The organism is Marinobacter salinus (assembly GCF_001854125.1).
Taxonomy (GTDB): Bacteria; Pseudomonadota; Gammaproteobacteria; order Pseudomonadales; family Oleiphilaceae; genus Marinobacter; species Marinobacter salinus.
The window spans coordinates 3,744,470-3,770,077 of the sequence record NZ_CP017715.1; the positions used below are offsets into that span (position 1 = coordinate 3,744,470).

25 protein-coding genes are annotated in these 25,608 nt (G+C 58.0%); 11 read left to right on the plus strand and 14 right to left on the minus strand.

The genetic code is table 11. The features are described 5' to 3' along the window. Positions 1 to 8: 8 nt before the first annotated feature. Genes trpE through rpe form a run of 3 tightly spaced genes read right to left on the minus strand, consistent with a single transcriptional unit; the run spans position 9 to position 2,900 of the window. Complete coding sequence (gene trpE, locus BKP64_RS17260) at positions 9 to 1,496, minus strand: anthranilate synthase component I (RefSeq protein WP_070972877.1); 1,488 nt, start codon at positions 1,494 to 1,496, stop codon at positions 9 to 11. 31 nt (positions 1,497 to 1,527) lie between these two features. Continuing rightward, positions 1,528 to 2,217, minus strand: a complete 690-nt coding sequence (locus BKP64_RS17265; protein WP_070972879.1) for a phosphoglycolate phosphatase — start codon at positions 2,215 to 2,217, stop codon at positions 1,528 to 1,530. Then, positions 2,214 to 2,900, minus strand: a complete 687-nt coding sequence (rpe, locus tag BKP64_RS17270; protein WP_070972881.1) for a ribulose-phosphate 3-epimerase — start codon at positions 2,898 to 2,900, stop codon at positions 2,214 to 2,216. Before rpe ends, BKP64_RS17265 begins: the two co-directional genes overlap by 4 nt. 135 nt (positions 2,901 to 3,035) lie before the next feature. On the opposite strand from rpe, the gene BKP64_RS17275 reads away from it, so the two are divergent. Further along, a complete protein-coding gene (locus tag BKP64_RS17275) occupies positions 3,036 to 3,968 on the plus strand; it encodes a DUF3530 family protein (RefSeq protein ID WP_157755438.1) in 933 nt (310 codons plus the stop codon). A 12-nt stretch (positions 3,969 to 3,980) separates the two neighbouring features. Here the strand turns inward: BKP64_RS17275 and BKP64_RS17280 are convergent, their stop codons facing one another. The 3 genes from BKP64_RS17280 to BKP64_RS17290 are packed head-to-tail and all read right to left on the minus strand — an operon-like array spanning position 3,981 to position 6,467. Then, positions 3,981 to 4,739 (minus strand): co-chaperone DjlA, encoded by a 759-nt coding sequence (locus tag BKP64_RS17280; RefSeq protein WP_070972883.1) that lies wholly within the window; start codon positions 4,737 to 4,739, stop codon positions 3,981 to 3,983. Positions 4,740 to 4,743: 4 nt separating this feature from the next. Beyond that, positions 4,744 to 5,424, minus strand: a complete 681-nt coding sequence (gene murU, locus BKP64_RS17285; protein ID WP_070973749.1) for an N-acetylmuramate alpha-1-phosphate uridylyltransferase MurU — start codon at positions 5,422 to 5,424, stop codon at positions 4,744 to 4,746. 5 nt (positions 5,425 to 5,429) lie between these two features. Beyond that, positions 5,430 to 6,467, minus strand: coding sequence for an aminoglycoside phosphotransferase family protein (locus BKP64_RS17290; RefSeq protein ID WP_070972885.1), 1,038 nt, complete (start codon positions 6,465 to 6,467; stop codon positions 5,430 to 5,432). Between the two features lie 253 nt (positions 6,468 to 6,720). Here BKP64_RS17290 and BKP64_RS17295 point away from each other — a divergent pair, with 253 nt between their 5' ends. The 9 genes from BKP64_RS17295 (at position 6,721) to slmA (ending at position 15,301) form a co-directional block, all read left to right on the plus strand. Beyond that, positions 6,721 to 9,042 (plus strand): LPS-assembly protein LptD, encoded by a 2,322-nt coding sequence (locus BKP64_RS17295; RefSeq protein WP_083329327.1) that lies wholly within the window; start codon positions 6,721 to 6,723, stop codon positions 9,040 to 9,042. A gap of 61 nt (positions 9,043 to 9,103) precedes the next feature. Next, positions 9,104 to 10,447 carry a peptidylprolyl isomerase gene (locus tag BKP64_RS17300; RefSeq protein ID WP_070972887.1) on the plus strand — a complete coding sequence of 448 codons (1,344 nt, stop codon included), beginning with the start codon at positions 9,104 to 9,106 and terminating at the stop codon, positions 10,445 to 10,447. After that, positions 10,444 to 11,454: a 4-hydroxythreonine-4-phosphate dehydrogenase PdxA gene (pdxA, locus tag BKP64_RS17305; protein WP_070972889.1), complete on the plus strand. Its 1,011-nt coding sequence runs from the start codon at positions 10,444 to 10,446 to the stop codon at positions 11,452 to 11,454. The genes BKP64_RS17300 and pdxA overlap by 4 nt, the downstream gene beginning before the upstream one ends. After that, positions 11,451 to 12,284, plus strand: a complete 834-nt coding sequence (rsmA, locus tag BKP64_RS17310) for a 16S rRNA (adenine(1518)-N(6)/adenine(1519)-N(6))-dimethyltransferase RsmA (RefSeq protein WP_070972891.1) — start codon at positions 11,451 to 11,453, stop codon at positions 12,282 to 12,284. Before pdxA ends, rsmA begins: the two co-directional genes overlap by 4 nt. Further along, complete coding sequence (locus tag BKP64_RS17315) at positions 12,277 to 13,077, plus strand: symmetrical bis(5'-nucleosyl)-tetraphosphatase (protein ID WP_070972893.1); 801 nt, start codon at positions 12,277 to 12,279, stop codon at positions 13,075 to 13,077. The genes rsmA and BKP64_RS17315 overlap by 8 nt, the downstream gene beginning before the upstream one ends. A 28-nt stretch (positions 13,078 to 13,105) precedes the next feature. Next, positions 13,106 to 13,477 carry a DUF423 domain-containing protein gene (locus BKP64_RS17320; protein WP_070973751.1) on the plus strand — a complete coding sequence of 124 codons (372 nt, stop codon included), beginning with the start codon at positions 13,106 to 13,108 and terminating at the stop codon, positions 13,475 to 13,477. 46 nt (positions 13,478 to 13,523) lie between these two features. After that, positions 13,524 to 13,724: a sulfur carrier protein ThiS gene (gene thiS / locus BKP64_RS17325; protein ID WP_070972895.1), complete on the plus strand. Its 201-nt coding sequence runs from the start codon at positions 13,524 to 13,526 to the stop codon at positions 13,722 to 13,724. Between the two features lie 83 nt (positions 13,725 to 13,807). Beyond that, positions 13,808 to 14,617 carry a thiazole synthase gene (locus tag BKP64_RS17330; RefSeq protein ID WP_070972897.1) on the plus strand — a complete coding sequence of 270 codons (810 nt, stop codon included), beginning with the start codon at positions 13,808 to 13,810 and terminating at the stop codon, positions 14,615 to 14,617. A gap of 90 nt (positions 14,618 to 14,707) precedes the next feature. Beyond that, positions 14,708 to 15,301, plus strand: coding sequence for a nucleoid occlusion factor SlmA (gene slmA, locus BKP64_RS17335; RefSeq protein WP_070973752.1), 594 nt, complete (start codon positions 14,708 to 14,710; stop codon positions 15,299 to 15,301). A gap of 15 nt (positions 15,302 to 15,316) precedes the next feature. On the opposite strand, the gene BKP64_RS17340 is transcribed toward slmA, so the two are convergent. From BKP64_RS17340 to BKP64_RS17350, 3 genes are all read right to left on the minus strand, one after another. Continuing rightward, positions 15,317 to 16,141, minus strand: coding sequence for an inositol monophosphatase family protein (locus tag BKP64_RS17340; protein WP_070972899.1), 825 nt, complete (start codon positions 16,139 to 16,141; stop codon positions 15,317 to 15,319). A gap of 56 nt (positions 16,142 to 16,197) precedes the next feature. Further along, positions 16,198 to 17,493 (minus strand): pyridoxal phosphate-dependent aminotransferase, encoded by a 1,296-nt coding sequence (locus tag BKP64_RS17345; RefSeq protein WP_070972901.1) that lies wholly within the window; start codon positions 17,491 to 17,493, stop codon positions 16,198 to 16,200. A gap of 170 nt (positions 17,494 to 17,663) precedes the next feature. Beyond that, positions 17,664 to 19,001, minus strand: coding sequence for a substrate-binding domain-containing protein (locus tag BKP64_RS17350; protein ID WP_227515453.1), 1,338 nt, complete (start codon positions 18,999 to 19,001; stop codon positions 17,664 to 17,666). A 216-nt stretch (positions 19,002 to 19,217) separates the two neighbouring features. Between BKP64_RS17350 and BKP64_RS17355 the strand changes: the two genes are divergently transcribed. Next, positions 19,218 to 19,868: a response regulator transcription factor gene (locus BKP64_RS17355; RefSeq protein WP_083329252.1), complete on the plus strand. Its 651-nt coding sequence runs from the start codon at positions 19,218 to 19,220 to the stop codon at positions 19,866 to 19,868. Here BKP64_RS17355 and BKP64_RS17360 read toward each other — a convergent pair. From BKP64_RS17360 to BKP64_RS17380, 5 genes are all read right to left on the minus strand, one after another. Next, positions 19,837 to 21,237, minus strand: coding sequence for a sensor histidine kinase (locus BKP64_RS17360; RefSeq protein ID WP_070972905.1), 1,401 nt, complete (start codon positions 21,235 to 21,237; stop codon positions 19,837 to 19,839). The genes BKP64_RS17355 and BKP64_RS17360 overlap by 32 nt on opposite strands. An 81-nt stretch (positions 21,238 to 21,318) precedes the next feature. Continuing rightward, complete coding sequence (locus tag BKP64_RS17365; protein WP_070972907.1) at positions 21,319 to 22,431, minus strand: lipase secretion chaperone; 1,113 nt, start codon at positions 22,429 to 22,431, stop codon at positions 21,319 to 21,321. A gap of 7 nt (positions 22,432 to 22,438) precedes the next feature. Next, entirely contained in the window at positions 22,439 to 23,359 is a 921-nt protein-coding gene (locus BKP64_RS17370; RefSeq protein ID WP_070973754.1) for an esterase/lipase family protein, read from the minus strand. Positions 23,360 to 23,483: 124 nt separating this feature from the next. Beyond that, positions 23,484 to 23,798: a DUF3301 domain-containing protein gene (locus tag BKP64_RS17375; RefSeq protein WP_070973755.1), complete on the minus strand. Its 315-nt coding sequence runs from the start codon at positions 23,796 to 23,798 to the stop codon at positions 23,484 to 23,486. 48 nt (positions 23,799 to 23,846) lie between these two features. Beyond that, positions 23,847 to 25,484, minus strand: a complete 1,638-nt coding sequence (locus BKP64_RS17380) for a methyl-accepting chemotaxis protein (RefSeq protein ID WP_070972909.1) — start codon at positions 25,482 to 25,484, stop codon at positions 23,847 to 23,849. Positions 25,485 to 25,608: the final 124 nt, after the last annotated feature.

The following is a 25,608-nucleotide window of genomic DNA, read 5'->3' on the forward strand; positions in this document are numbered from 1 at the left end:
CCCCCGCCTCAGTGGTTAAAATCGTTGTAGGTCATGGCAACTGCGCGAAAAATTGCGCGGCCTTTGTTCATGGTTTCCTTCCACTCAAGGCGGGGAACTGAATCTGCCACCACACCCGCACCGGCCTGGATATGCAGGGTCTTGTCCTTGATCACCGCTGTCCGGATGGCGATCGCCGTGTCCATGTTGCCGTTAAAAGACAGATAGCCGACTGCTCCGCCATAGACACCGCGTTTGACCGGCTCCAGCTCATCGATGATTTCCATGGCCCGGATCTTGGGCGCGCCACTCAGGGTGCCGGCGGGCAGTGTGGCCCGGAGCACGTCAAGGCAGCTGGTGTTCTCGTTCAGGCGGCCGGTGACGTTGGAGACAATGTGCATGACGTGGGAATAACGCTCCACGATCATCTTGTCGGTCAGCCGAACGGTGCCGGTTTCCGAGACCCGGCCGGCGTCGTTTCGGCCCAGATCGATCAGCATCAGGTGCTCGGCGATCTCTTTAGGATCCGCCAACAGTTCGGCTTCCAGAGCCTTGTCTTCGGCATCGGTGGCGCCCCGCTTGCGGGTCCCGGCGATGGGCCGGACGGTCACTTCCTCGTCTTCCACCCGAGCCAGGATTTCCGGCGAAGAACCGACAATGTGGAAGTCGTCCAGGTCCAGGAAGTACATGTAAGGCGATGGGTTGAGCACCCGCAGCGACCGGTAAAGATTCAGCGGCGGCGCTTCAAAGGGGATAGACATGCGCTGGGAGATCACGGTCTGCATCACGTCACCATCCAGCACGTATTCCTTGATCTTGCCGACGGCGGCCTCAAACCTGTCCTGGGTAAAGCCGGAGACAAAGTCACTTTCGTCTACCGTTTTGCCGCGCAGGTGCTCCGGAGTGCGGGGAGCGTCTGCTGTTTGCCGGTGCAGGCGCTTTTCCAGCTCATCAATCCGGGCCTGAGCGTAGTCATAGGCACCTTCAACAGAGGGGTCTACATGCACTATCAGGTGGAGCTTGCCCCTGAGGTTATCGAATACGACGATCTCGTCCGACACCATCAGCAGAATGTCTGGCGTGCCGATTTTGTCCGGTGGGCAGCTCTTGCGCAGGCGCTTTTCGATGTAGCGCACGGTGTCATAACCGAAGTAACCAACCAGGCCGCCGTTAAACCTTGGCAGCTGCTCCAGATCCGGGGCATTGAATCGGGCCTGATACTGTTCCACAAATGCCAGGGGGTCCTCTACCTCGGCCTCCTCCACCAGTTCGCCGCCACGCCGGACCTCGATTCGGTGGTCGAAGATTTTCAGAACCTCATGACTGGGCAAACCAATGATTGAATACCGGCCCCATTTCTCGCCGCCCTGTACGGATTCGAACAGATAGGAATATGGCCCACTGGCCAGTTTCAGGTAGGTACTGAGGGGCGTGTCCAGATCGGCGAGCACCTCGCGGTAGACGGGCACACGGTTAAAGCCGGCTTGGGCGAGCTCGCGGAATTGCTCGGGTGTCATGTTTCGGTTTCCTGAAGTCTGATCTGCATCTTTACAAAAGCTCGGCCAGTGAATCAACAACCGCGTCTGCACCAAGGGCATCAACCGGCTGGCCAAAGTTATACCCGTAGCGGACTGCCACGCAAGGCACACCCGCCGCCAGTGCCGCATTGATATCGGCGGCGGAGTCACCCACCATTACGGTCGTGCCCCGGGTGCCGCCGAGGGCTTCCATGGCATGTAACAAAGGCGTGGGATCCGGTTTTTTCACGGGCAGGGTGTCGCCGCCGATGCTGATGTCGAACCAGTGATCCAGGCCCATCTGTTCCAGAAGTGGCGCCACAAACTGCTCGGGCTTGTTGGTCACTACTCCCAGTTTGCAGCCATGCTCCGCCAGTCTGCCGAGACAGGCTTCCACGCCGTCATACACGATAGAGTGCCGCCCGTTGATCTGCCCATAGGCGTGGTAAAAGATCGCCAGGGCGTCTTTGAACAGGGCCTCGTCTTGAGGTCGGGCCGGTTCCCAGTCGGTTTGCCCGGCCAGGGCGCGCCGCACCAGAACGCTGGCGCCATTGCCCACCCACTGGCGTACTTGATTGATACCCGCCGTAGACCGGCCCAGCTGTTCGAGCATCTGATCCACCGCAGCGGCGAGGTCAGGTGCACTGTCGACCAGGGTGCCATCCAGGTCAAACAGGGCGACACCTGGCCAGCGTGGGCTGAACAGGCCAGTCAGGCTCATTGGCCGATCACCTTGCGCGCCTGCTCCAGCTCTTCGCGCATGGCATCAATGGTGGCCTTGTAGTCGTCGGTATTGAAGATCGCAGAACCGGCTACGAAGGTGTCGGCGCCCGCTTCGGCAATCTCCCGGATATTCTCCGTCTTGACGCCGCCATCGATTTCGAGGCGAATGTTAAAGTTGCTGGAGTCGATGCGTTTACGGGCTTCGCGCAGTTTGTCCAGAGTGCCCGGAATAAACTTCTGGCCACCAAAGCCGGGATTGACAGACATTAGCAGTACCATGTCGAGCTTTTCCATGACATGGTCCATGTAGTGCAGCGGGGTCGCCGGGTTGAACACCAGGCCGGCTTTGCAGCCGCCTTCGCGGATCAGCTGCAGTGACCGGTCAATGTGGTTGCTGGCCTCCGGGTGGAAGGTGATGTAACTGGCGCCGGCGTCAATGAACATGCGAATCAGGTCATCGACGGGTGACACCATCAGGTGTACATCGATCGGCGCGGTCACACCATGCTTGCGCAGAGCTTCGCAGACCATGGGGCCGATGGTCAGGTTCGGTACGTAGTGATTGTCCATCACGTCGAAGTGAACAACGTCGGCGCCGGCGGCAAGTACGTTATCGACTTCTTCGCCCAGTCGGGCAAAGTCAGCGGACAGGATGGATGGGGCAATCAGGTAAGGGTTCATGATGGCTCTCTCAATTACTTTGCGCGCGAATCGGTTGATAATGTCGTGGCCAGCAGCGGTCCGTGCCGCATAGAAAAAACGAGTGCTAGTCTAACAGTTCGGAGCGTTTTTTTCGCAGCCAAAGAGTCAGAAACTGTGTATAGAGTCGGTATTGATCTGAGTAAGGGCAGGTGCCTGGTGTTTTTACTGGGGGTTTGGTTTGCGTGGTCCGGCGCCTGGGCCCAGGAGGAGTCAGCAAAAGGCCTTGCGGGCACAGCCACTGGTGCGCAAGAGCGGTCCGGTGTTTCAACCGGGCTGGGTGAGTTGGCGTTAAGTCGCGCCTATCCCGACGCCGCTGTTTGGTTGGACCTGGAGGAGGGTGATCGTGCGCTCGGCTTGTTTCATCCTGAGCGGGAGCTGCCTGCCAAAGGGGCCCTGCTGGTTTTGGCGGATGCGGGTGAGACAGCCGCCTCAGGTGTGTCCGGGAGTCTGGCCGAACACCTCGCTGACAGAGGGTGGGCGGTGTTGACGGTGGGTCTGGACGCGCCTTCGCCAACGATCCAGAGGTTGCTGGAGCGTCCGCCGGAGGTGGTGGAGAAGAGCCCCGGCGATGGTGAAGCCTCCTCGGTAATGATTGATGTTATGGAATCTGAGAGCGCCGAAGGCGGGGCGGAGGCCGCCTACCGAGACCGGGTCCGCCGGGTACTGGAAGCAGGCGTTACGGAACTGGCTGATCGGGAGTACGGAAAGGTTGCACTGGTGGGGATTGGTCGCGCCAGCAATCACCTTGTTGCACTGTCTGAGGTCCAGCAGAATCTCCGGGCAATGATCTGGGTGGCTCCGGTGTTTTATCCCCGGGATGAGGCCACTCTGGTGTCCAGGCTGGGTGAGGGCAATGCGCCCCCTTTGCTGGAGCTTTATGATTCTGTGTCGGTGGACAGCGCGCCGGGCCGGCAGTGGGCGCTCAACCTGCTGCGCGCAGGCCTGGAAAATTTCGTACATCAGCCCGCAGCGTTGCATCAACCGCTTTCTGCACAGGATGGACAGTCTTTGGCCAGCCGGATAAATGGCTGGCTGAAAACTCAGTAACCCGGACGGCTATCATCGTATTGTGTGATGCCGTTTGATCAGCTCCCACGCTTGCTGGTAACGCAGTAATCGTTCCTTGGCAGTAGCTCGCTCGACTGCGCTGATTTGCTGCTGTGCCAGTTTGTCAGGGTGGCACTCGGAGACCTTCTTGCGATAAGCCCGCTTGACCATATCCGGTGCATCACGTCGTGTGACCCCCAGTAACGCACATGCCTGCTCATAACTTTCGGGCCTGGCGAACTGTTCCGCCTGCGGTGCCCATACCTTGCACGCGTAACTTTCAAAAATATCGTCGCTTATCGAGATTGGCAGACCCATCTGGGCGATGGCATCCTCGCACCGATACCTGCGCTGTTTGGCCGGTCGGCCGTTGAGTTGGGCCGCGTGACACAGGCAAGCCGCCAGCCTGAGAGCGGGCGCTGGTCGGAGCCACTGAGAGAGCCTGAGTGAGAGACCTCGCATGGCCGGGATGCTTTCTGCCGATTTTCCCTGTTGGAACCATTCGATTGCCCGTCGTCGCTGTCTTGAGGAAAGCTTAAGCGCCTTGATCAGTGCCTCGGCGTATCCGATATCAACCTCGGTAACACGGCCCTCGGCCTTGGCAATGTAGCCCAGGAAAAAGAACAGTGGGTGCCGGCATGAGCGGGGTAGGTGGGCACGCTCCAGGAGTGTGACTGCTTGATGGCCACAGGCGGACAGTTCCCGGAGCAGGCCTGAGAACTCGGCATCCAGTCGGGCGGGTAATGTTGGCTGTCCTGAGCTTTCGGTCATGGTGTCAGTGCTCCCGGGCTCTGAGAACCTGGTCCAGCTGCCGGAGCCGCTCCGGCGTTCCGACGTCCACCCATTCGCCGGGGTGATAGAGCCCCGAGACACGACCTTGCGCCATGGCTGAGCGCAGAACAGGGCCCAGCTTTCCAGCCTGGTCGTCCAGCCCTTCAAACAGGCGGCGATTCAACAGGCTGATGCCGGTGAAGGTCAGTTTATCCGGCCCCTCTTCCGTAAGTTGACCATCCTGCTGCAGATGAAAATCACCTTCCGGGTGGTGTGGGCGGTTATCGGTCATCACCAGGAGAGCGTCTCCCTCCTGCGGAGGTGTTAGCAGGGCCAGCTCGAAGTCAGTCCAGATGTCGCCATTGATTACCAGAAACCAGTCGGATGCAGTCTCGGTCAGTAATGGCATGGCCCGTACGATACCTCCGGCGGTTTCAAGGGGTTCGCCCTCCGGGGAATACAGGAGAGACAGGCCAAATCGGCTCCCGGTGCCCAGGGTGAACTCGATCTGCTCCCCGAGCCAGGCATGATTGATCACCACCTCCCGGTAACCGGCGCGGTTCAGGTGCTCCAGGTGGTGGACAATCAGCGGCTTGCCGCCGGCACTGAGCAACGGTTTAGGTTTGGTCAGAGTCAGCGGCCGCATGCGTTCGCCCTTGCCGGCTGCAAGAATCATCGCTCTCAACGGTGTCATTGCTCCCGATCCGGTGCGGGGCCAATACGGTGCGTGATCTCAGGCATGACCGTATCGCTTAGCCATTCGTGGAAATGGCGCAATGCCGGTTGTCTGCTGCTGGCGGTCAACAGGTAACCCACGGTACGGGGAATGTCATTCAGGTAACCGTGTTTACCATCGCGAAGTGCCAGGCGCGCGAAAATCCCGGCGGCCTTGAGGTGGCGCTGCATCCCCATGAGTTCGAACCACTGGCGGAAAGTTTCCTTGTCCGCCCGGTGCAGGCCAGACTGTATGCTTCCCTCCCGGAAGACCTCCAGCCATTGGCATACCTGTTCCTCCGGCCATTCGATGTAACAGTCCTTGAGGAGGGAAGCTGCATCATAGGTGACGGGGCCGGTTACGGCGTCCTGGAAATCAATGACACCCGGGCGGTCCGACCCGGCTCTGATCAGCAAGTTCCGGGAATGGTAGTCCCGGTGCACCGTCACTTCCGGCTGCGCCAGGGCACTCTCTCTGAGAATGGCAAATGTCGTATCCAGAAGCGCGCGTTCAGTGTTGCTGAGGTCCAGGCCAAGGTACTGCTCCAGAAGCCAGTCCGGGAACAGTGCCATTTCACGATCCAGCAGGGCTGTATCATAAGGGGGTAGCGGATAATCTACCGGGGAGCTGAGCTGCTGTATGGCAATCAGTTCGCTCAGCGCTCCACGGTAGAGCGTGTCTGCCGTGTTGCCGTTAAGCTGTCCCAGCATGAGCTGATCGCCAAAATCCTCAATCAACAAAAAACCTTGGGCCAGATCTTGCTGCAGGATATCCGGAACGGCGACACCATGCTGATGCCAGTGCCGGGCGATGGCCACAAACGGTCCACAGTTCTCGTGCTCCGGAGGTGCATCCATCACAATGAAAGACTCCGGCATACCATTGGCAGCGATGCGGCTGACCCGGAAATAGCGGCGGAAACTGGCGTCGCCGGAGACGGGCTCGACGTTCGTCTGTTCAAAGCCGGGGAACTGTCTGACCCACTCGGTCAGCAAACGCAGGCGGATGTCCATGGTTCCGATTACTATCCTGATAAAGAAAAAATGGTTGGGGGCTGACAGCGAAAGTTAGCAGAGGAGTATAAAGAGGGTAAAACGGTTTTGCAGCGGAGTTTCCGTTAACAACCTCGGGGGGCACGTGTAAACTAGTCGCCTGTTAAATCAGAGCCGCCCAACCATTCATCCGGAACAGGAATCTGCCACTGTGCCCACTTCCGATTGTCCTCAGCATCTGCCGGTCAGCCGGTTGCAGCGTCGGCTGGGTTCGATGTTGATGGCGGGAGCGTTCGGCTTGGTGGCGATGCAGGTCCGGGCTGAGTCGCCCCCGACAGCAGCCGAAATTGACTGGCGTCCTAAATCCCAGTTGCCGGCACAGGTGCGCGACTCGTTGCCGGTGTTCTGCGAAGGCGGTTACCTTCCATCCGGAGAGGTTGACGGTGTCGGAGGCGTGTTCGGCGCTGGTGAGGGTCAGCAGGCGCCACTGGAAGCTTCCGGTCTGAATGCCCGATATGAAATTGATCGGGAACTGTATCTCCAGGGCGACGTCCGGCTTCGCCAGGGCGCCTTTCAGGTGCGAGGCTCTGAAGCCCGATACAACCAGGCCGATGGGGCGGTTACGGTGCAGGGTCCCCTGGTCAGCCGAGGCGATGGCTTCCTGCTGACCGGTGAGCGTGCTGATTACAACGTTGATTCCGGACGCTTTGACATCAATACCGCGACCTTTCTGCTTCATGGTCCAGAGATGCGTGGCAGTGCTGACAGACTGACAAGGCTGGCCGATGAAAGGGTAATGATACGCGACGGGATGCTCACCACCTGTGGTCCGCAGCAAAATGACTGGGCGTTAGTGGCATCGGACATCAAACTGGATCGTGCAGAAGGATACGGCACTGCCAGGCATGTCCGGCTTGAGATACTGGACGTTCCCGTTTTTTACTGGCCCTGGGCCAGTTTTCCCATCGATGACCGGCGCAAGACGGGTTTTCTGTATCCCCAGTTTGGTTCCTCCAGTGCAGGCAGTGGCGCATTCCTGGCCGCGCCCTACTACCTGAACCTTGCCCCTCATTACGATGCCACCCTGACGCCGCAGTATATCCACGGCCGAGGGCTCTTTAATGAAGCGGAGGGCCGATACCTGAGTCGTTTCGGTGAGACGGTTTTGCAGGTTGGCTACATCGGGCACGATTCCGCCTATGCTGAGGAAAATCCGGGGGAACAAGGAGAGCGCTGGGGGCTCGATACCTCGACCCGCGCCCGGTTTAGCGCGGGCTGGACAGGCTATGGTGACTTCTCGGCGGTCAGTGACGAGGATTATCTGGGCGACCTGAACCGCAGTCTCGAAATCAATCAGACAACCCACCTGCAACGCAAGGGCGGAGTACGTTATCAGGATAACCAGCAATACTTTGAAACGTATCTGAACGATTACCAGACGGTTCCTGAGCGGATCGCTGATGTGGACAAGCCATACGCCCAGTTGCCCGAAATTCTGTACGGTGGTGTCACGGAACTGGGCTGGCTGGAGGCGGGTGTCGAGAGCCAGTACACCATGTTCTACCGGGACAACGAAAACCTCACCGGTCTTGATCGGGCCAATGGTCAGCGCCTGCGTACTATTCCCGAGTTGGCGCTACCTCTGCGCACTGTCTGGGGCTTCAGCCGGCCGTCGGTCAGTCTGGATTACACCCGTTACGAACTGGAGGATTACACCCTCGGGGATGGCAGTTTTGATCGAACAGTTCCGGTGGCGGAGTGGGACAATGGTCTCTTTTTTGATCGCCAGTCCAGCCTGTTCGATGTGCCCTACAATCAGACCCTGGAGCCGAGGCTGTATTATGCGTGGGCAGACGCAGACGCCAACCAGAACGACATTCCGAACTTCGATACGGACATACAGACCTTTCGCTTTGATCAGCTGTTCCAGCCTGACCGCTTTACCGGCGGTGACCGGGTTGGTGATACCAACCAGTTGACGGTGGCGCTTACCAGCCGTATCAATGATCTTGTCAGCGGGGCCGAACGGGCCAGATTCAGTCTTGGTCAGGTGCAGTATTTCGAAGATCGCGAAGTCAGCCTCTTCGGTGAGGGCGCAAGTACCCGTAGCCGCTCACCATTGGCGGGTGAGGTGGTCCTGAGTCCGATTGATACTCTGGAAATCCGCTCGTCCGGTTTGTGGGACCCCGAAACCGGTGACACCGAGGAAGGGCGAAGCCAGCTGGTGTTTCATTCGGAGGATTACCGGTACCTTGCCAGTGTGGGCCACACCTATAGCAGGAAAGAGCTGGAACAGTCGGATGTGGCGGCGGTTTTCCCGGTTACGGATCGTGTTAGCCTGATAGGCCGCTGGGTACACGACTCACGGCTAGACCGAACGGTAGGGTCGCTGGCGGGTATCGAATACAACAACTGTTGCTGGAGTGTGCAGGTGGTGCATCAGAACTACCTGACGGACGACCAGGAACTGGACAGCCGATTGCTCTTCCAGATCCAGCTCAAGGGTCTGGGGGGCAGCGGTGGCTCGTCAGCCCGGATCTCCGAGGCTATCTACGGTTTTGATGAGCGGGAACGTCGCCGGTTTGGAACTCCCTGATCTGTCTCAGGACTAACCGCGGACATCATGCCCGCAGCTTACTTATTATCAAGAGGTGTTTATGAAGGCGACTCTTCGCCATGCTGTAAAAACGTTGCTGATGGTTGTGGCAGTTACCCTGTCCCTGACCGTGCAGGCGGAGCGCAAGCTACTCGACCAGGTCGTCGCCATCGTGGACGACGACGTCATCCTTCAGACTCAGCTTGAAACCAGGGTCAGCACCATTACAACCAGGCTGAGTGCCCAGGGCACGGGTCTGCCTCCACGTCAGCTTCTGGAACAACGGGTGCTTGATCAGCTGATTACCGAGTCTATCCAGCTCCAGATGGCAGAAAAAATGGGCATGCGCATCAGCGATAACGAGCTGAATGAGACCATGACCAATATCGCCGAGCGCAATGGCCTGACGCTGGCTCAGTTCGAGCAACAGTTGTCCGCGGAAGGTGTTACTTACCGCCAGGCACGCGAGCAGATACGCAATGAAATGCTGACCAGCCGGGTTCAACAGCGCCGGGTCGGCAACCGTGTGCGAGTCACCGACCGCGAGGTAGAGAACTATCTGAGTACACAGGAAGCCCGTGGCGGCAATAATCCTGAATACCGGCTTGCTTATATCTTTATCGAAACCGACGATCCCGCCAGCGACACTGCGGTGTCCGCTGCCCGCGAAAAGGCTGAGAACCTCAGGCAGGAAATTGCCAATGGTCGGGATTTCCGGGAAGTTGCTGTGGCTGAATCCGATGCCAGTAATGCCCTGGAAGGCGGCGACATGGGTTGGCGGTCCGAGAGCCAACTGCCGTCCCTGGTTGCTCCGATCGTCCCGGAACTGACCGTTGGCGAACCTTCGCGCGTGCTGGAAAACAACAGCGGGTTCCACCTTGTGATGGTCATGGATAAGCGCGGAGGCGAGCAAAAGAAAGTCATTCAGCAGCATAAGGTGCGTCATATTCTGGTTCGCCCGTCCGAAGCGGTGACCGATGCGCAGGCTGAGGAAAAGATCCGGGACCTTTACCAACAGCTGAAGGACGGTGCCGATTTTTCCGAGCTGGCACGGGAATACTCGGATGACCCGGTTTCGGGTTCCGATGGCGGCAGTCTTGGTTGGGTTAGCCGGGGGCAGATGGTGCCTGCTTTTGAGCAAGCCATGTTGGAAGCGGATATTGGCCAGATCCGAGGGCCCTTCCGGTCCCAGTTTGGCTGGCATATCCTGCAAGTGCAGGAGCGCCGGCAGAAAGATATAAGCGGTGAAGTGAAACAGTCAGAGGCGCGGCAGGCCATCTATCGCCGGAAGTTCGAAACCGAACTGCAGAACTGGTTACGGGAAATTCGCGACGAAGCCTTTGTGGAGTTCAAGGGTGAGTACGCCCAGGAAGAGGCTTCCCAAGGAGCCAACGATAACTCATGAGTGGTCTGGTAACCCTGGCCCTGACCGCTGGCGAACCGGCCGGCATTGGTCCGGAACTGTGCCTTGGTCTGGCAGCCCGGCCGCGCGAGACGGGCATTGTCATAGTTGCCAGCAAGGCCCTGCTGGCAACGCGAGCTGCCTCTATGGGGCTTGATGTCAAGCTGTGCGACTGGCAGCCGGGGCAGCGACCCGAGACTCGCGAAGGTTGTCTGTCGGTCCTGTCTGTAGACGGCTGTGTCAGTATGGACGCCGGCAGGCTCGAGCCGGCTAACAGTCATTACGTGCTTGAGACCCTGAAAACGGCTGCCCGGGGGTGTCTGGATGGTGAGTTTGACGGCATGGTGACCGCGCCTGTTCACAAGGGAGTCATCAACGAAGCGCGTATTCCTTTCAGCGGCCACACCGAGTTTCTGCAGGAACTCTGCGGTGTTGACCGTGTGGTCATGATGCTGGCAACAGACGAATTGCGAGTGGCACTGGTAACCACTCACTTACCCCTGAAGGATGTTTCGGCAGCTATCACCCCTGAGCGGATAACTCAGGTCACCCGGATTCTTGCGGCCGATCTGAGAACCTTTTTTGGCATTGAGCGGCCACATATCCTGGTGGCGGGCCTGAACCCCCATGCCGGGGAGGGTGGACACCTGGGCCGTGAAGAAATCGAGATTATTGAGCCGACGTTGGCCAGGCTTCGGCAGGAAGGCATTCGCCTGACCGGACCGTTGCCGGCCGACACACTCTTCACACCGCACTGGCTGAATGACGCCGACGCCGTATTGGCCATGTACCATGACCAGGGCTTGCCGGTACTTAAATTCCAGGGCTTCGGCCGTGCGGTCAACATCACCCTGGGGCTTCCCATTGTCCGGACCTCGGTTGACCACGGCACTGCGCTGGATCTTGCCGGCACTGGCAGGGCCGATGCCGGCAGCCTGCACACCGCCATTCGCGTAGGTGCACAAATGGCCCGGTGCCGGAAAGCCGCTAATCAAGAGAATCGCCCGTGAGCAATAAATCCGGCCATCAGGCCCGAAAACGATTTGGTCAGAATTTCCTCCATGATCCCGGTGTGATTGAGCGCATTGTCCGGGCAATCAATCCGAAGCCGGATGATGCTATTGTGGAAATCGGCCCCGGCCTGGGTGCGATCACTGAGGAAATCCTGGCGATCAATCCGAAACTCCAGGTCGTTGAACTGGATCGTGACTTGATTCCGGTCTTGCGGACCAAGTTCTTCAACTACCCGGATTTCCGTATCCATGAGGCCGATGCACTGAAGTTCGATTTCAGTCAGTTGGTGGAGAATGGCAAACGCCTCCGCATCATCGGGAACCTGCCCTACAATATTTCTACGCCGCTGATTTTTCACCTTTTGTCCCAGGCCGGTGTGGTGCAGGACATGCACTTCATGCTGCAGAAAGAGGTGGTACAGCGGCTGGCGGCGGTCTCGGGCGACAACAATTACGGCCGGCTTGGCATCATGGCCCAGTATTTCTGTAAAGTTCAGCCTCTGTTTGAAGTGGGCCCCGGTGCTTTCCGCCCGGCTCCGAAAGTCGATTCCGCGATTGTCCGCCTGGTGCCCCATGAAACCCTGCCGTACCCGGCCAAAGACCTCAGTACGCTTCAGGCCGTGGTTCGTACCGCGTTCAATGCCCGACGCAAGACGCTGCGCAAGGCACTCGGTGGTATGGTTACCGTTGACCAGCTGCAGGGCCTGGGGATTGATGACGGCCTGCGGCCCGAGAACCTCAGCCTCGCTGACTTTGTCAGGATTGCGGACCTGCTGGTGGATCAAAAAGTAAGAGAGAGCAGTAACAACGAGGCAGGTAATGACTGATTACGCCATTGGCGACATTCAGGGTTGTTACGATCGTTTGCGGGATGTTCTTGCCAAGGTCGATTTCTCGCCGTCCAGGGATCGCCTCTGGGTAGCGGGTGATCTTATCAACCGGGGCCCCGCATCACTGGCAACCCTGCGCTACATCGAAAGCCTGGGCAGCTCCGCAGTGGTGGTGCTGGGCAATCACGATCTTCACCTGCTGGCGGTAGCGCTGGGAGGGCACCAGACGCGCAAGAAAGATACTTTGTCGGATATTCTCGATGCGCCGGACCACAACAAGCTCATTGCCTGGTTACGCCAGCAGCACCTGTGCATCCACGACTCCGAGCGCAATCTGGTCATGGCTCATGCGGGTCTTCCCCATATCTGGAGCGTTGATCGAGCCATGAGCTACGCCCGGGAAGTGGAAACGGTGATTGCCGGTGATGATGCCGGGGAATACTTTGCCCGGATGTACGGTAACCACCCGGAATGCTGGCGAGAGACGCTTGCCGGCATGGATCGCTGGCGAATCATCACCAACTATTTCACCCGGATGCGCTTCATCGCCGAAGACGGCACACTGGAGCTGACGACCAAGGAGTCTGAGGATAAGGCGCCTGAAGGATTCGCCCCATGGTTCCGGTTCCCGCGACAGGACAGTGTCCGGGTTGTGTTCGGGCATTGGGCAGCGCTCGAAGGCATAACGGGCAATGATCAATTTGTCGGGCTGGATACTGGCTGCGTCTGGGGCGGAGTTCTGACCATCATGAACCTGGATACCGGAGAGAAGATCCACTGTGACTGCTGAACGCGTAGACACTGGTTCAACCGGCCTGATGCGGGCACCCCTGGTTCTGGGTGCGGCATTGGCTTTGCTTGCGGTGATGGCTGGAGCCTTCGGTGCACATGGGCTCCGGGGTGCTGTCAGTGAGCGAAGCCTTGAGGTATTTCAAACGGCAGTCAGCTATCAGATGTATCACGCCATTGCATTGGTATTGGTAACTCTTCTTTCCGGGCTGGCTTTGAATCGCCGACTGCTTGGGCTGGCCGCCGGTTTTTTCCTGGCGGGTATACTGCTGTTTTGTGGCAGCCTTTATGTTCTGGTGCTTACAGAGATCCGCTGGGCAGGTCCGATTACCCCGTTGGGTGGTGTATGTTTCATGGTTGGCTGGGCGATGTTAGTGGCTGCCGCCGGATGGCAGCGATAGCGGTGGTTTGCCCGTCGCGCTAAAAAAACAGAGGTAAAGACAGTTTATGCAGGTGCAGGTAAACGGTGATGCAATGGAGCTCCCGGCTGGAGCGACTATTGTGACCCTCATTGAAAAGATGACTCTGGCGGGAAAGCGGCTGGCCGTGGAGGTAAACGAAGATATCGTACCCCGTAGTCAGCATCCTGAATTTAGTCTCCACGAAGGCGACCGGGTCGAAGTGGTCCACGCCATTGGTGGCGGCTGAGTCTGAAAACGAGGCCGGATCCGGACGATTTCGGCCTATTCCAGAGCTTTCCGCTAATACAACCGAACAATTCCAGGAACGTTATGAGCGAGACCCCCGAGATTATGCTTCCCGAAGACAAACCCCTTGAAATTGCTGGCCGTGTATACGAGTCACGACTGCTGGTCGGTACTGGAAAGTATCGTGACCTGGCGCAGACCGGTGATGCTATAAGGGCCAGTGGCGCCGGGATCGTCACCATGGCGGTACGCCGAACCAATCTGGGACAGAACCCGGATGAGCCGAACCTGTTGGACGTGATCTCTCCCGATCATTACACCATCCTGCCAAATACAGCGGGTTGCTACACGGCAAAGGATGCGGTGCGGACCTGTAAACTGGCCCGGGAACTCCTTGACGGTCATGACCTGGTGAAGCTTGAAGTGCTCGGGGAAGAGAAGACCCTTTATCCGAACATGACCGAGACTCTGGTCGCGGCGGAAGAGCTGATCAGGGATGGGTTCAAGGTGATGGTTTATTGCTCGGACGACCCGCTTCTGGCCAAGCGCCTTGAAGACATGGGCTGTGTTGCGATCATGCCTCTGGGCGCTCCGATTGGCTCGGGTCTCGGCATTCAGAATCGTTACAACATTCGTCTGATCGTTGAAAATGCCAAGGTGCCGGTGTTGGTTGATGCCGGCGTAGGTACGGCGTCGGATGCAACCATCGCCATGGAGCTCGGCTGTGATGGTGTGCTGATGAACACCGCCATTGCCGCCGCCAGGGATCCGGTCAGGATGGCCCATGCCATGCGGCTTGCGATTGAAGCAGGCCGTGAGGCCTATCTCGCTGGCCGGATGCCCAAAAAGCCGTACGCCAGTGCTTCATCCCCTATTGATGGCACCTTCTTCTGATCTGGGGCACAATCCCGACAACGAATAAACGAGGGCTGGCACCAGATGACCGGCCCCGAAAACGACAAATCAGAGCGCTGTAGTCCTGTCATGACCGATCAGAAACCGAGCCGCAGAGAAGCGATCCTTCACTCCCTTGTGGAACTTCTGGAAAAAGATCCGGGAGCCCGCATTACCACCGCCGGACTGGCAAAGTCCGTTGGCGTGACCGAGGCGGCTCTATACCGCCATTTTCCCAGCAAGCGAAAAATGTTTGAAGCCCTCATCGAGTTTGCCGAGGAAGCGGTCTTCTCCCGGTGCCAGGTGATCCTTCAGGAGCAGGAAGACGTGAGAGTCCGACTGCAGCAATTGGTAAATCTGGTTCTGGTGTTTGCAGAGCGCAATCCCGGGCTGTGTTGTGTTCTGACAGGTGACGCTTTGATGGGCGAAAATGAGGCTTTGCGCAAGCGGGCATCACAGTTCTTCGAGCGCCTTGAAACCCAGGTCCGGCAGGCTCTGAAAGAAGGCGAGATTCGGCAGGGTTTGCGGCCTAGGACCAGTGCCGCACGGGGCGCCGACTTTGTGCTGGTCTTCATTGAGGGGCGGATTCAGCGGTTTGTCCGGTCTTCGTTTTCGCGCCTGCCGTCCACGGACTTTGAAGAGAGCTGGGGGTTGGTGGCCGAGGGCTTATGGGCTAGCTCTTGAGGCCCATTTCAGACTTCACTCATACCCGGAAGCCGCCCGAAGAATAGCCCGGACGGGTTCCCAGATGGCTGGGGCTGAAATCAGGATGTCGCGACCATAAAGATCTGCTGGATAGCCGTCGGGCACATTGCCGAAGTGCCCGGCGGTGGCGCCCGCCTCCAGGGCAATCAGGCGGGCGGCGGCGAAGTCCCAGGGGCTGACGTTTTCGTAGTAGATGTCCAGCCGGCCGCAGGCTACCCAACAGATGTCCAGAGCGGCGGAGCCGATGCGGCGGAGGTCGCGGCACTGGTGGATCATGGCGTCAAGGCGGCGCACCAGGGGTTCCAGATTGTCCTTGGTGTAGGGGAAGCCGGTAGCAAACAGGGAATCGCGGGGCACGGTCGCGCCACTGTGCTCAATTGCCTTGCCATTGAGGGTGGCACCCTCGCCCTTGGTGGCGCGAAAAGTTTCACCGGGGAAGGGTGCATGAACCACGCCGGCCCGGACTCTGCCTTTCTCGGCGTAGGCAATGGAGACCGCCACCTGGGGGTGGCCGTAGGCGTAATTTACCGTACCGTCAATGGGATCGACGACCCAAAGAGGCGTTTCCAGTTCTTCGGCCTGGCTGAGATCCGGCATGGTTTCTTCCGACAGGATGCGGTGATCCGGGAAGCGTTTCCGGATGGCGTCAGTGATGAATTCATCGGCCATCACATCAGCGTGGGTCACCAGCTCGGTCTGCTGCTTATAATCCGTTCGCAGGGTATTTTCGTCACGCTCACGGCGGATCAGTTCCCCAGCCTCGCGGGCCAGGGTTTCGGCAAAATCGGTAATGTCGCGGAGAGAAACGGAATCGGACACGGCGCCCCCAGTGAAGTCTCTGATAAGAGTGAGGGCACCAGTCTAACACGGCCGGGTCAGAGGCTGTTCAGCCATGCCTGCATCTTGTCCATGGCCTTGACCAGGCGTGGGCACGCCTGCTGGACAAAGTCATCACCGAGCTCGCTTTCAGCATGGTCGCCACCGGCCAGGTTCAGGGCTCCCGCTCCATCAAAATCGACGAACGCCAGGCGCGCAGCCAGATGATCCGGTACAAACCCGAAATCACTGGCCGGGAGGATGGCCACGCCGGTGTTCTCAAGCAGTGCCTGGCAGAATGCCTGACTGGTTTTCACGTCTTTCTTTGCCAACCGGTCCCGGAAGCCTGAGAAGTCCGGGAACAGGTAAAACGCGCCTTCCGGCTTTTGTACCACAGCGCCCATGTCTGTCAGGCGCTGGTGCACGTATTCGCCAATGACCTTGAGTACCCGGCGGGATTGCACCAGATAATGGTCGATATCTTCGCCGCCCTCGAAGGCCGAGATGGCGGCGTACTGGATCGGTGCGCTGGTGGAGGTAAAGGTTTCGCTGGCAATAATCGCCATCGCATCGAGTAGCGGCCGCAACTCTGGCGGAAAGATGAACGCCCCCAGGCGCCAGCCACCAGCTCCTGCCCATTTGCTCAGCCCGGTAGAGATGATGGTGCCTTCCGGATAATAGCGCGCGATCGACTTGTGTTTGCCGTCGAAGTGCACTTCCCCGTAGATTTCGTCCGATAGCAGGATCAGCTTGTACTTGCGTGCTACGTTGGCAATTGCCAGCAACTGGTCGTCGGTGTAGGTGCATCCTGTCGGGTTGGAGGGATAGTTGAGGATCAGAATGCGCGGCCGTGACGGATCATCCCGACAGATGATGTCCAGTTCCTCGGCCGTAAGCTGCCAGTTGTTCTCGGCGTGGGTAGGCAGCCAGTGTACCGAACGGCCAATGATCCGGGCCTGGGGCGCATAGGACACCCAACTTGGCCGAGGGATCAGCAGATCGCCATAGTAGGCCAGCTGAAGAATAAAGAGCAGCTCCTTGGAGCCCGGGCCTATCAGCACATCTTCCCAGCTGGAGCGCATGCGCTCACTGCGATTGATATAACCGGCGATGGCTTCGCGCAGGCCCTTGAGACCTTTAACCGGAAGGTAGTCTTTCTCGTGGGCGTGTTGCCTTAGAGCTTCCACTACGCGATCAGGTACCGGGAAAGGCGATTGCCCGAGTCCCAGTTTGATGATGTCTTTGCCTTCGGATTTGAGCTGGTTGCTGAGCTCATTAATGCGGAGGGTCGCTGAGGGCTGAATTCCCCGAACGTTCAGGTTAATTGCGTAACGGTGATCGGTGTTTATGTCCATTGGCCCAGTCTGTCGGTTGGATGTAATGATCCAGTATAGAAAACAGAAACATATCTGTGACCGGGCGAGGGATAAGTGATTGCCGAATACCAACGACCAACTTTAGTGGGACCAGACCCATGTTTCAAAGTTGTGGATCGCAGGTGATTCCGCCGGACCCTTCAGCCGGGTCATCGACGCTGTACCCAGATTTCCACGCGGCCATTCCTCTGCTGGCCATTATTGCCACCGGCGCTCCCCACAGGCATGTAATGGCCATAGCCAGTATAGGCAACGTTATTGATCGCTAAGTCCTCCAGTGCCTTGCGGACTGACAAGGCGCGAAGTTCCGAAATCATTTGCGCTCTGAGTTCATTGCTCTGCAGGTCGGCAAAACCGATAAGCATCAGGTCGTCAGCCGAAAGCTTTTCCCGTTTCAGGTAGTCTGCGATGCGCAGGAGATCCCGGCGAGCTTTGTTGTCCAGTTTGGTTCGGCCCTCAGAGAATCGGACGTTGACGGTCAGTCTTTCAAAGTTCTGTGTCAGTCGCCTGAACGTGTCGGGCACACCCGTGTCAAAGTCCGGCTTGACGGCGATCGGGTTCTGGGAAATGAACCCTGATTCGGAAACAATGGCCTGACCCTCAGAGCCCAGAACAAACTCAATAAAGTCCCTCGCCTGCTGCGGGGCCGAATCCCCGGCGGTATACATAAACAGGCGCCTGGCGAGCGGGTAATCTTCACTGGCGACGGTCAGCTGGTCTGGTTTGAGGGCAGGGGCATTGCCATCGGATATGGCGAGCACCTTGCTGTCACGGACGGACGCCAGACCGGCAAAGCCGATTCCTGTCGGGTCCCGGCTGACATCGTCGGAGAGTTGGTCATTGGATTCATAGCGTTGGGCAGAGCTGTCCAAGGCAAACTGCTTGCCAAGCACGAGGCTTTTAAACGTGTCCCAGGTTCCAGAACGGTCATCCCGCGCATAGAGACTGATAGCTTTGTTTGTGCCGCCAACTTCAGACCAGTTACGTATCTGGCCCGAAAAAATCTTGCCCAGCGTCTCAATGCTTAGCTGGTTCACCGGGTTGGACGGATGCACAAGAATAGCAAGGCCATCGATGGCAATAACATGTTCGCTGTCGGCGTCGTTCAGATTTGCGCGCCCGGCTATTTGTTCCACTTCCGCTGGTTTGGCGGGGCGGGAGGAGGCCCAGATATCGGCATGACCTGCGTAAAGGGCCTTGAACCCGGTGCTTGAGCCATGCGCGGCGACTAAAGAGCGGATCGGTGTGCCGGCCCGTTTACCGGTCAGAATTTTTTCGTTTTCCTTGCCATTGCTGCGCGTGCTGACCGGACTGATGCCCATGCTGTGGAAATAGCCTTCGACGAGCATGGGCGCAAGAGTTGCGCCGATGGTGTTGGATCCGTGGATCTCCATACCTTCACCGTGAGCCTGTGGGAGCCACAGCCCTACCGTGAGAGTCCACACCAAGAAAATGCGAATAGCCAGGGGGAAATGGCTCTGTTTCATCCTAAAACCTCGTAACAACAATTAGTTAGCGTTGGCAAAGAATGCGACAGAAATGTGACAGTAATATTTCAGTTGATGCTTGCGGTTACTGATGCGTTTCAGTTTATTCGGGAAAACTGTTAAGCAGGCCGCAGTGCCGCAGGGTTTACTGCCTTATAGTGGCTAGTCCGCAGTAACAAAAATACACAAAATGCGCGGTCAGGAATGAGCCATCTTATGCCCCAAGCCAGCGGTATGGGCTATGCCCCTTGCGATCAGGGACTGCCCTTACGCCGGGTCTTGATTGTCGATGACCACCCGCTCTTCTCGCAGGGGCTGGCGGAGCTTATAACGCAAGCCATGTTGGCCACCTCGGTGGACCTGGCCGATTCGGTCGACGAAGCCCTTGAGGTATTGTCGAGGCCGAATTACGTTGATCTGGTCTTGCTGGATGTTTCGCTGCAGGGTGAAACCGGGTTCATGTTGTTGCCCCGGATTGCTGCCAGAGAGTTGCCAATCCCCGCGGTGGTTATTTCCAGCTCAGAAGATGAACCGACGGTGCGGGCCGCGAGGGCCGCGGGTGCGCGCGGATTCCTGCCAAAATCGGCGGGAAGGGCCGCGCTTGCTGGCATGTTCAGAACAATCAGCCGGGGTGGAGAGTATTTCCCCGGCTGTGCGAGATCTCCCGATCAGGCCATGGCGCTCACACCCAGGCAACTGGAGGTCCTGTCTTTGCTGGCCCAGGGGTTCCCCAACAAGCGAATCTGCCAAAGTCTCGGTCTCACCGAGCACACGGTGAAGACTCATTTGAAAGCGATTTTTACCCATCTGGGGGTCCATAATCGCACTGAATGCGTCAGTCAGGCCCGACAGATGGGTTGGATTTAGTTGGTAGGGTGGTCGCATTGGTTGTCGCCGGAGTGTCAGCGGATACGACATCAATCCAGAATGTCGTGCCGGTGCCGGGCCTGGATCTTGCACCGCAATCACCATTCATCATGCCGGTCAGTTCTTTGACGATAGCAAGGCCAAGCCCCAGGCCAGCGGAGATGTTCCGGCCCTTGCCACCACCCCGGACGAAAGGCTGGAACACAGTACCTTGCAGCGATTCATTAAGGCCGGTTCCATTATCGTGAACACGGATACGGACCATCATTCCCATCCGTCTTGTTGAAAGTCGAACCTGATCACCACCGCTGTGATCAACTGCGTTGACGATCAGGTTCTGCAGAACCCGTGACAGGAGTTGGGGGTCTGCCACTACCCGGGTGCCTGCCGTGCAATCTGCCACGAACACATGGAAGCCCTGAACGGCGGCGTGATCTTCCGTGAGTTCTACCAGTTGTTTCAGTAACGGCTCCAGCTCAAAAACGTCGTTCTCCGGGCGAATCATTCCCTCGTTGATGCGCGAGATATCCAGAACATTCCCCAAAAGCCGCTGAAAGTGACTGACGGTTCTCTGGAGGCGTTGTACAAGGTTTAGCTGGTCGGTGGTGAGCCCGTCCCCGGAAAGATTCTGGAGCGTCAAGCCAATGACGTTCAGAGGCTGGCGAAGATCATGACTGGCAACGGTAATCAGGTGGCTTTTCCGCTCACTCTCCTCTGCGGAGGCTTGGTGCAGTTGATCAAGCAACTGCTGGTCAAGGAAATGCGCCCGGTGGCGGTACTCGCTTAGCCAGGCCCCCATCATGCCAATGCTGTTGGCAGTGAGCACGAAAAAGTGGTTGGCCATGACCACACCGGGCGTCCGGCCGGTTGCCAGTTCGGTGACCAGATACGAGGCAATGATCAGGACCGAGGCAAAGGTCGCCCCGAAAAACGGCAGGCCCATGGCGAAGTAGCCGAACATCAGCATCAGTAGCATGCCCTCGTAGGGCAGCGGGAAGTCCCGGAGACGCGCGGCGGCAATTATTGCGACAACACTGAGCCCGCCGGCCAGGTAGGCGAGGGTGTACAGATGCTCGAAAACCCGATCGTTCGGCCACTGGCCATAGGACAGCCACCATACCAGGGCAATGACGGGGCAGGTAACTGACAATCTTATGGTGACAGTTACCCTGGCCAGGTCTGGCGGCAGCGTGGCCAGGTCCAGCAGCACAAAGATTCCGAAAATCAGCAGGGCCGCGGCCGAAACCAGTCGGGCCCGATCACGGATTGCGGCAGCTCTGAGTCCTCGATAGCCCGGCTCGAGTTCGGGTCCGAACCGCAGTCGCCGGAACCCGGCTGATTGCTGCACTCTGATGATCTGGGTATCCATGCAAGCCCACATGCCGCTTGGTGACATTCAGCAGTCTAAAGTGTCCCGCCGGGTAATGGCGGGAGTGGGCGCACACTCTGACTAATTGCTTCCCAGCATCTTTAGTCGGGCCCAGGTTTGCTGTTTGGAGTCCGGGAAGTGCCGGTTCAGAAGCTGAGCCTGCTGGGCAGCCAGGTCCGGTTCCGCCAGCCCCGAGTCTCTCAGCTGGGCGATAGCCTTGCGGTAATGCTCATAACGAGCCTCGAACTGCTTTTGTTCCTGCAAGTAAGCGGTCACGCTGGTAGCGGCCTCCCGGGACATGCCCTGATCCATGAGCTTCTGCCCCGCGCTTTCTGGAGAGTCTGCCGCTTCCATGATCTCTGTTCGCTGCAGGCTCTCTTGATTGCTCTCCATAAGATGCCGTTCGGTGCGTTGCAGCTGCTCCGGTAACTGGTTCCGATGCCACGCTACCAGTGAGGTCTTGGCTTCACTGGACAAGTCGGTCCTGCGGGCAATCTCCAGCGTGGCTAAAGTATACTCACCGTAGGCTTCTTCAAGGCCGAAAAACGCCCGATGGGCCTCTGGACTGAAGATGGTCTGCCTGAGCTGCTTCAGATCGTTAAACGCCTTGTGCAACATTTCCTGCTGGTAGGCCGGGTCATTTTGCCGGGCCGAATCAAGGGGCGTACTCTCCACCGCCATAGCCTGTTGCTTGTAGTGAAGGTACTGGTCCAGGAGCGCCATCGCCTGCTCTGCAGCCGGGGCTGGGAGGCTGGTGACGGCCAGTGTCCGGATGCGCTCCAGAACCTCTTCCGGTGACACTTCGCCAACGGCATTCAGGAAATAATCGAAGAAATCCCGGGTCTCAATATCTACGATTAGTTCACCGTTGGCATCGGCCTTGAGGGCGCCGTCGATGTCCGTTCCTTCGAGTGAAGCTGCGAACGGATCCGGCCCAAGGGAGGCCGGTGTATTCGAAGCAATATTGAGAGGCTCCATGTTGCGGTCGTCTGGAAGAGCTACCGCATCGGGTTTGGTCTGCTGTTTCAGACCCGTATCCTGGGTTGCCGCCCCGACGGTATTGCCCTGTACGCGATCGGTAAGGGGTGTGGGTTCGTTGCTGGCCGGATACAGCCACATCGCACCGCCGGCCATAATGGCCGACAGTGCGGTTGCGGCGAGCCATCGACGATACCGGAGCTGACGATGTCTCATGCCAGCCTCACAGACCGCGGTTTTTCAGACGGTTGGCTTGGGAGCGGTAGAGCGATACCGGATTCGTCCATAGCGAGCGGGCACCAAACAGGTGATTGATCGCATCGACATGGTTCATGTCGTAGTGGGTTCCGATGACATTCCCCATCTTGGTTGCGCAAACGCCAACCAGGCCATCGTTGGGCTCGCTGCCAAATGCCAGGGCAGTAATGCCGAGGAACGGGTCGGAGATGTCCAGCAGGTTGGTCCAGACGGCGCGGCCGGTCCAGGAGAAGAACTTGATGCGGTTGCCATTGATCCAGACGTTCTCATCGGTACCGGAACATGAAGAGCGATTCACACCTTTCCAGCCGAGAGCGTCGTTAAGGTCGGTGGTGCCCCGGGTGGTGAGGGTTTCGAGGGCGGCAACGCCATCCTGTGGGTTGTCGGCGCCAGACAGGGCGTTCACCAGGCCGCCGAGGGCGTTGGCAATGGTTTGCGCGCCACCTTCCACATAGCTGCCGGGCGGGAGAATACCCCGAACAACGTCCGCTACCTTTGAGCCCTTGTTAACGCCATCAATTGAGGTGATGGAGGCTATCTTGTGTGGAATGAGTGACGCCGTGACCCGCGACGTTGGTGCGCCCTGGCTGTGGGCCATCAGGTTTACCTTGACGTGACCCAGGCCGTTTATGTAGTTGGCCAGCTGCTGGCCCCTTTGCTCGCTGCTGTTCACAAACGAGACGCTGGCGGAATAAACCCGCGCGCCGCTGCGCTCCAGGTTCCATGGAATGGTGTGGAAATAGTTGACCAGGCCACCGATGGTATTGAATCCGGTAACACCGTGGACCAGTACAATCGGATACCGGGTCTGGGTGTAGCCGGCGTGGGTGACGAATGAGGCAGACAGCATGACAAGCCCCAGCGCAATGGTTGCGATGGATCGAATACGCATGATTAACTCCTGTTGTTTTTGTAGGCGGCCGCGATGGTGGCGGCCATTGGTCGTTAATGCGTTGGTGATTATTCGCGTGAAAGTCCGGGCGGGATATCGCCCATTTGGGCGAGGTTGATCAGGAAAAGCGGTGAGGTTCCAGTTCCATGTGGAGAATGCGCTGGCCAAGCATGATCACGCGACCGGTATAACGCTCCTCTCCCGTTGATGTGAAGTCGAAGAGAAAGCGGCGCCAGACCCGAAGCCTTCCTTCCGAGTCGCGCTTGAACCAGAGCCCGCGGAGGTAGACCGCGTCGTCAAGCAGCATCACATCCATCGTTTTGCAGTACTTGCGGGCGGCTTGCAGGACAAAATCCTTGATAGCTTTGGCCCGCCACCAATACCAAATGGCAAAGCCGGCCAGAAACAGCCAGAAAAAGTTTCCCAGAGTCACGATATCGGCAATCTTCCACAATAAGTTGAGGTGGAGCGCCAGCCTACCTTATTGGACCGGTCCGGGGAATCGTGCCCGGGTGTCTTTCCGTGACGGGTGACCCGGTATCAGCTTGTCAATGAGCATCTGCAGAAAATGGCTTGTCAGCAACTGGGCCTGATCTACATTATTGCCCAGGTGCTCGGATTCCTCGCGGGCACTTTCACTGCTCTGGACGGACTGATTGCCAAGCTCCATAAGTCGTTCGGCCTGCCTTTCCACCTGCGTGCTCAGGGCTGACTGTTCTTCCGTCGCGCCTGCGACCTCATGGGCACAGCTGGCAATTACGTCGACGTCTTTCATGGTGGCTTCCAGTGCCTCACTGGCATGCACTGCCATTGTGGCCGTTGTTTCGCAGGAAGTGACCCCTTCATTGATTACGCTGACCACGCCGTGTGTTTCTTTCTGGAGTGCGTCAATCATTTCATCGATCTTACGGGTTGATTCGTGAGTCCGCTTTGCCAGACCACGAACCTCGTCGGCGACCACGGCAAATCCCCGTCCTGACTCACCAGCCCGAGCTGCCTCGATTGCGGCATTCAGCGCGAGCAGATTGGTTTGTTCTGCAATGTCGGAGATAACTTCAAGGACAACGCCGATAGCATCACTTTTTTCAGACAGGATCCCCATGCGCTTATTGGCTGTAGATAGTTGTTCCTGCAGCCCGGAGAGTGAGGTGTTCATTGTGTTCATCTGTTGCCTGCACTGACTGCCGGATTCCCCGGCATTGCGGGTCGCATCATGAGTGCGCGTAGTGAGCTCGCTGACGCGCTGAACGCTTTGTGCGAGTTCCTCAAAGGCTCGTGTGATGTGCTGAATATCATCCTGCTGGCTGCGGATACTGGTAACCGAGTTGGAAACCCACTCAACCGTTCGTTGCTTGCGGCCATGCAGGGAGCCGATATTGGCGTGCATTCGGGCGGAGACCGCCCGGAGTGTGGCGTCACGCTTCTGCCGGTCAAACTCTATCCAGGCGCCTTCGTCCCGTCTTCCGGTATAGATCCAGGGCAGCGCCGGATGCGCTTCGCAGCAGGCTTCCCGGGCGCTTTTCATCATCGGGCGGGTGAGCCAGAACAAAGTGGCAAAGACCGCGAAAACCAGTCCCTGCATAACGATCATGTGAGGCACTGTGAGCTCGGAAAGGCCGAATATGGTGAGGCTGGCAGCCAGTAATCCATAAAGACAACTGAGTTTCCAGGTCAGGGAGGGGCTTGTGGCCAGATAGCGACGGGGCACCTGGCCACGATTCCAGGCCGAGTAAACTTTCTCCGCCCGCTCAATCTGATCCCGGCTCGGCCGGGTGCGGAGCGACTGGAACTCAACTATCTGGCCGTCCTTGCGAATGGGAGTCACAAAAGCGTCGACCCAGTAATGATCGCCGTTCTTGCATCGGTTTTTTACGATCCCCCGCCAGGATTCGCCTGCTTTTATGGTTTGCCACATATTTTCGAAAGCGCCCGGGGGCATGTCGGGATGCCGGATCAGATTGTGGGGCTGGCCGACCAGTTCATCCACTTCGAATCCTGCGACTTCCGCAAACTCTTCATTGGCAGCTGTTATCCGGCCTTTGATATCGGTGGTTGTAATCAGGTGGTAGTGCTCTGGGTATGTCTGCTCTTTCCGGGTGACAGGTTCATTCCGTCGCATGGAAGGTCCTTCTGACGCCGTGCGTTGATTGTAGTGACAATCACTATTGGCCGGATTGTGCGTCCCGAGTATCCAGATATTGCAAAAAGAGGGCATTTATTCCGCTTTCTCGTTCTTTCGTCGC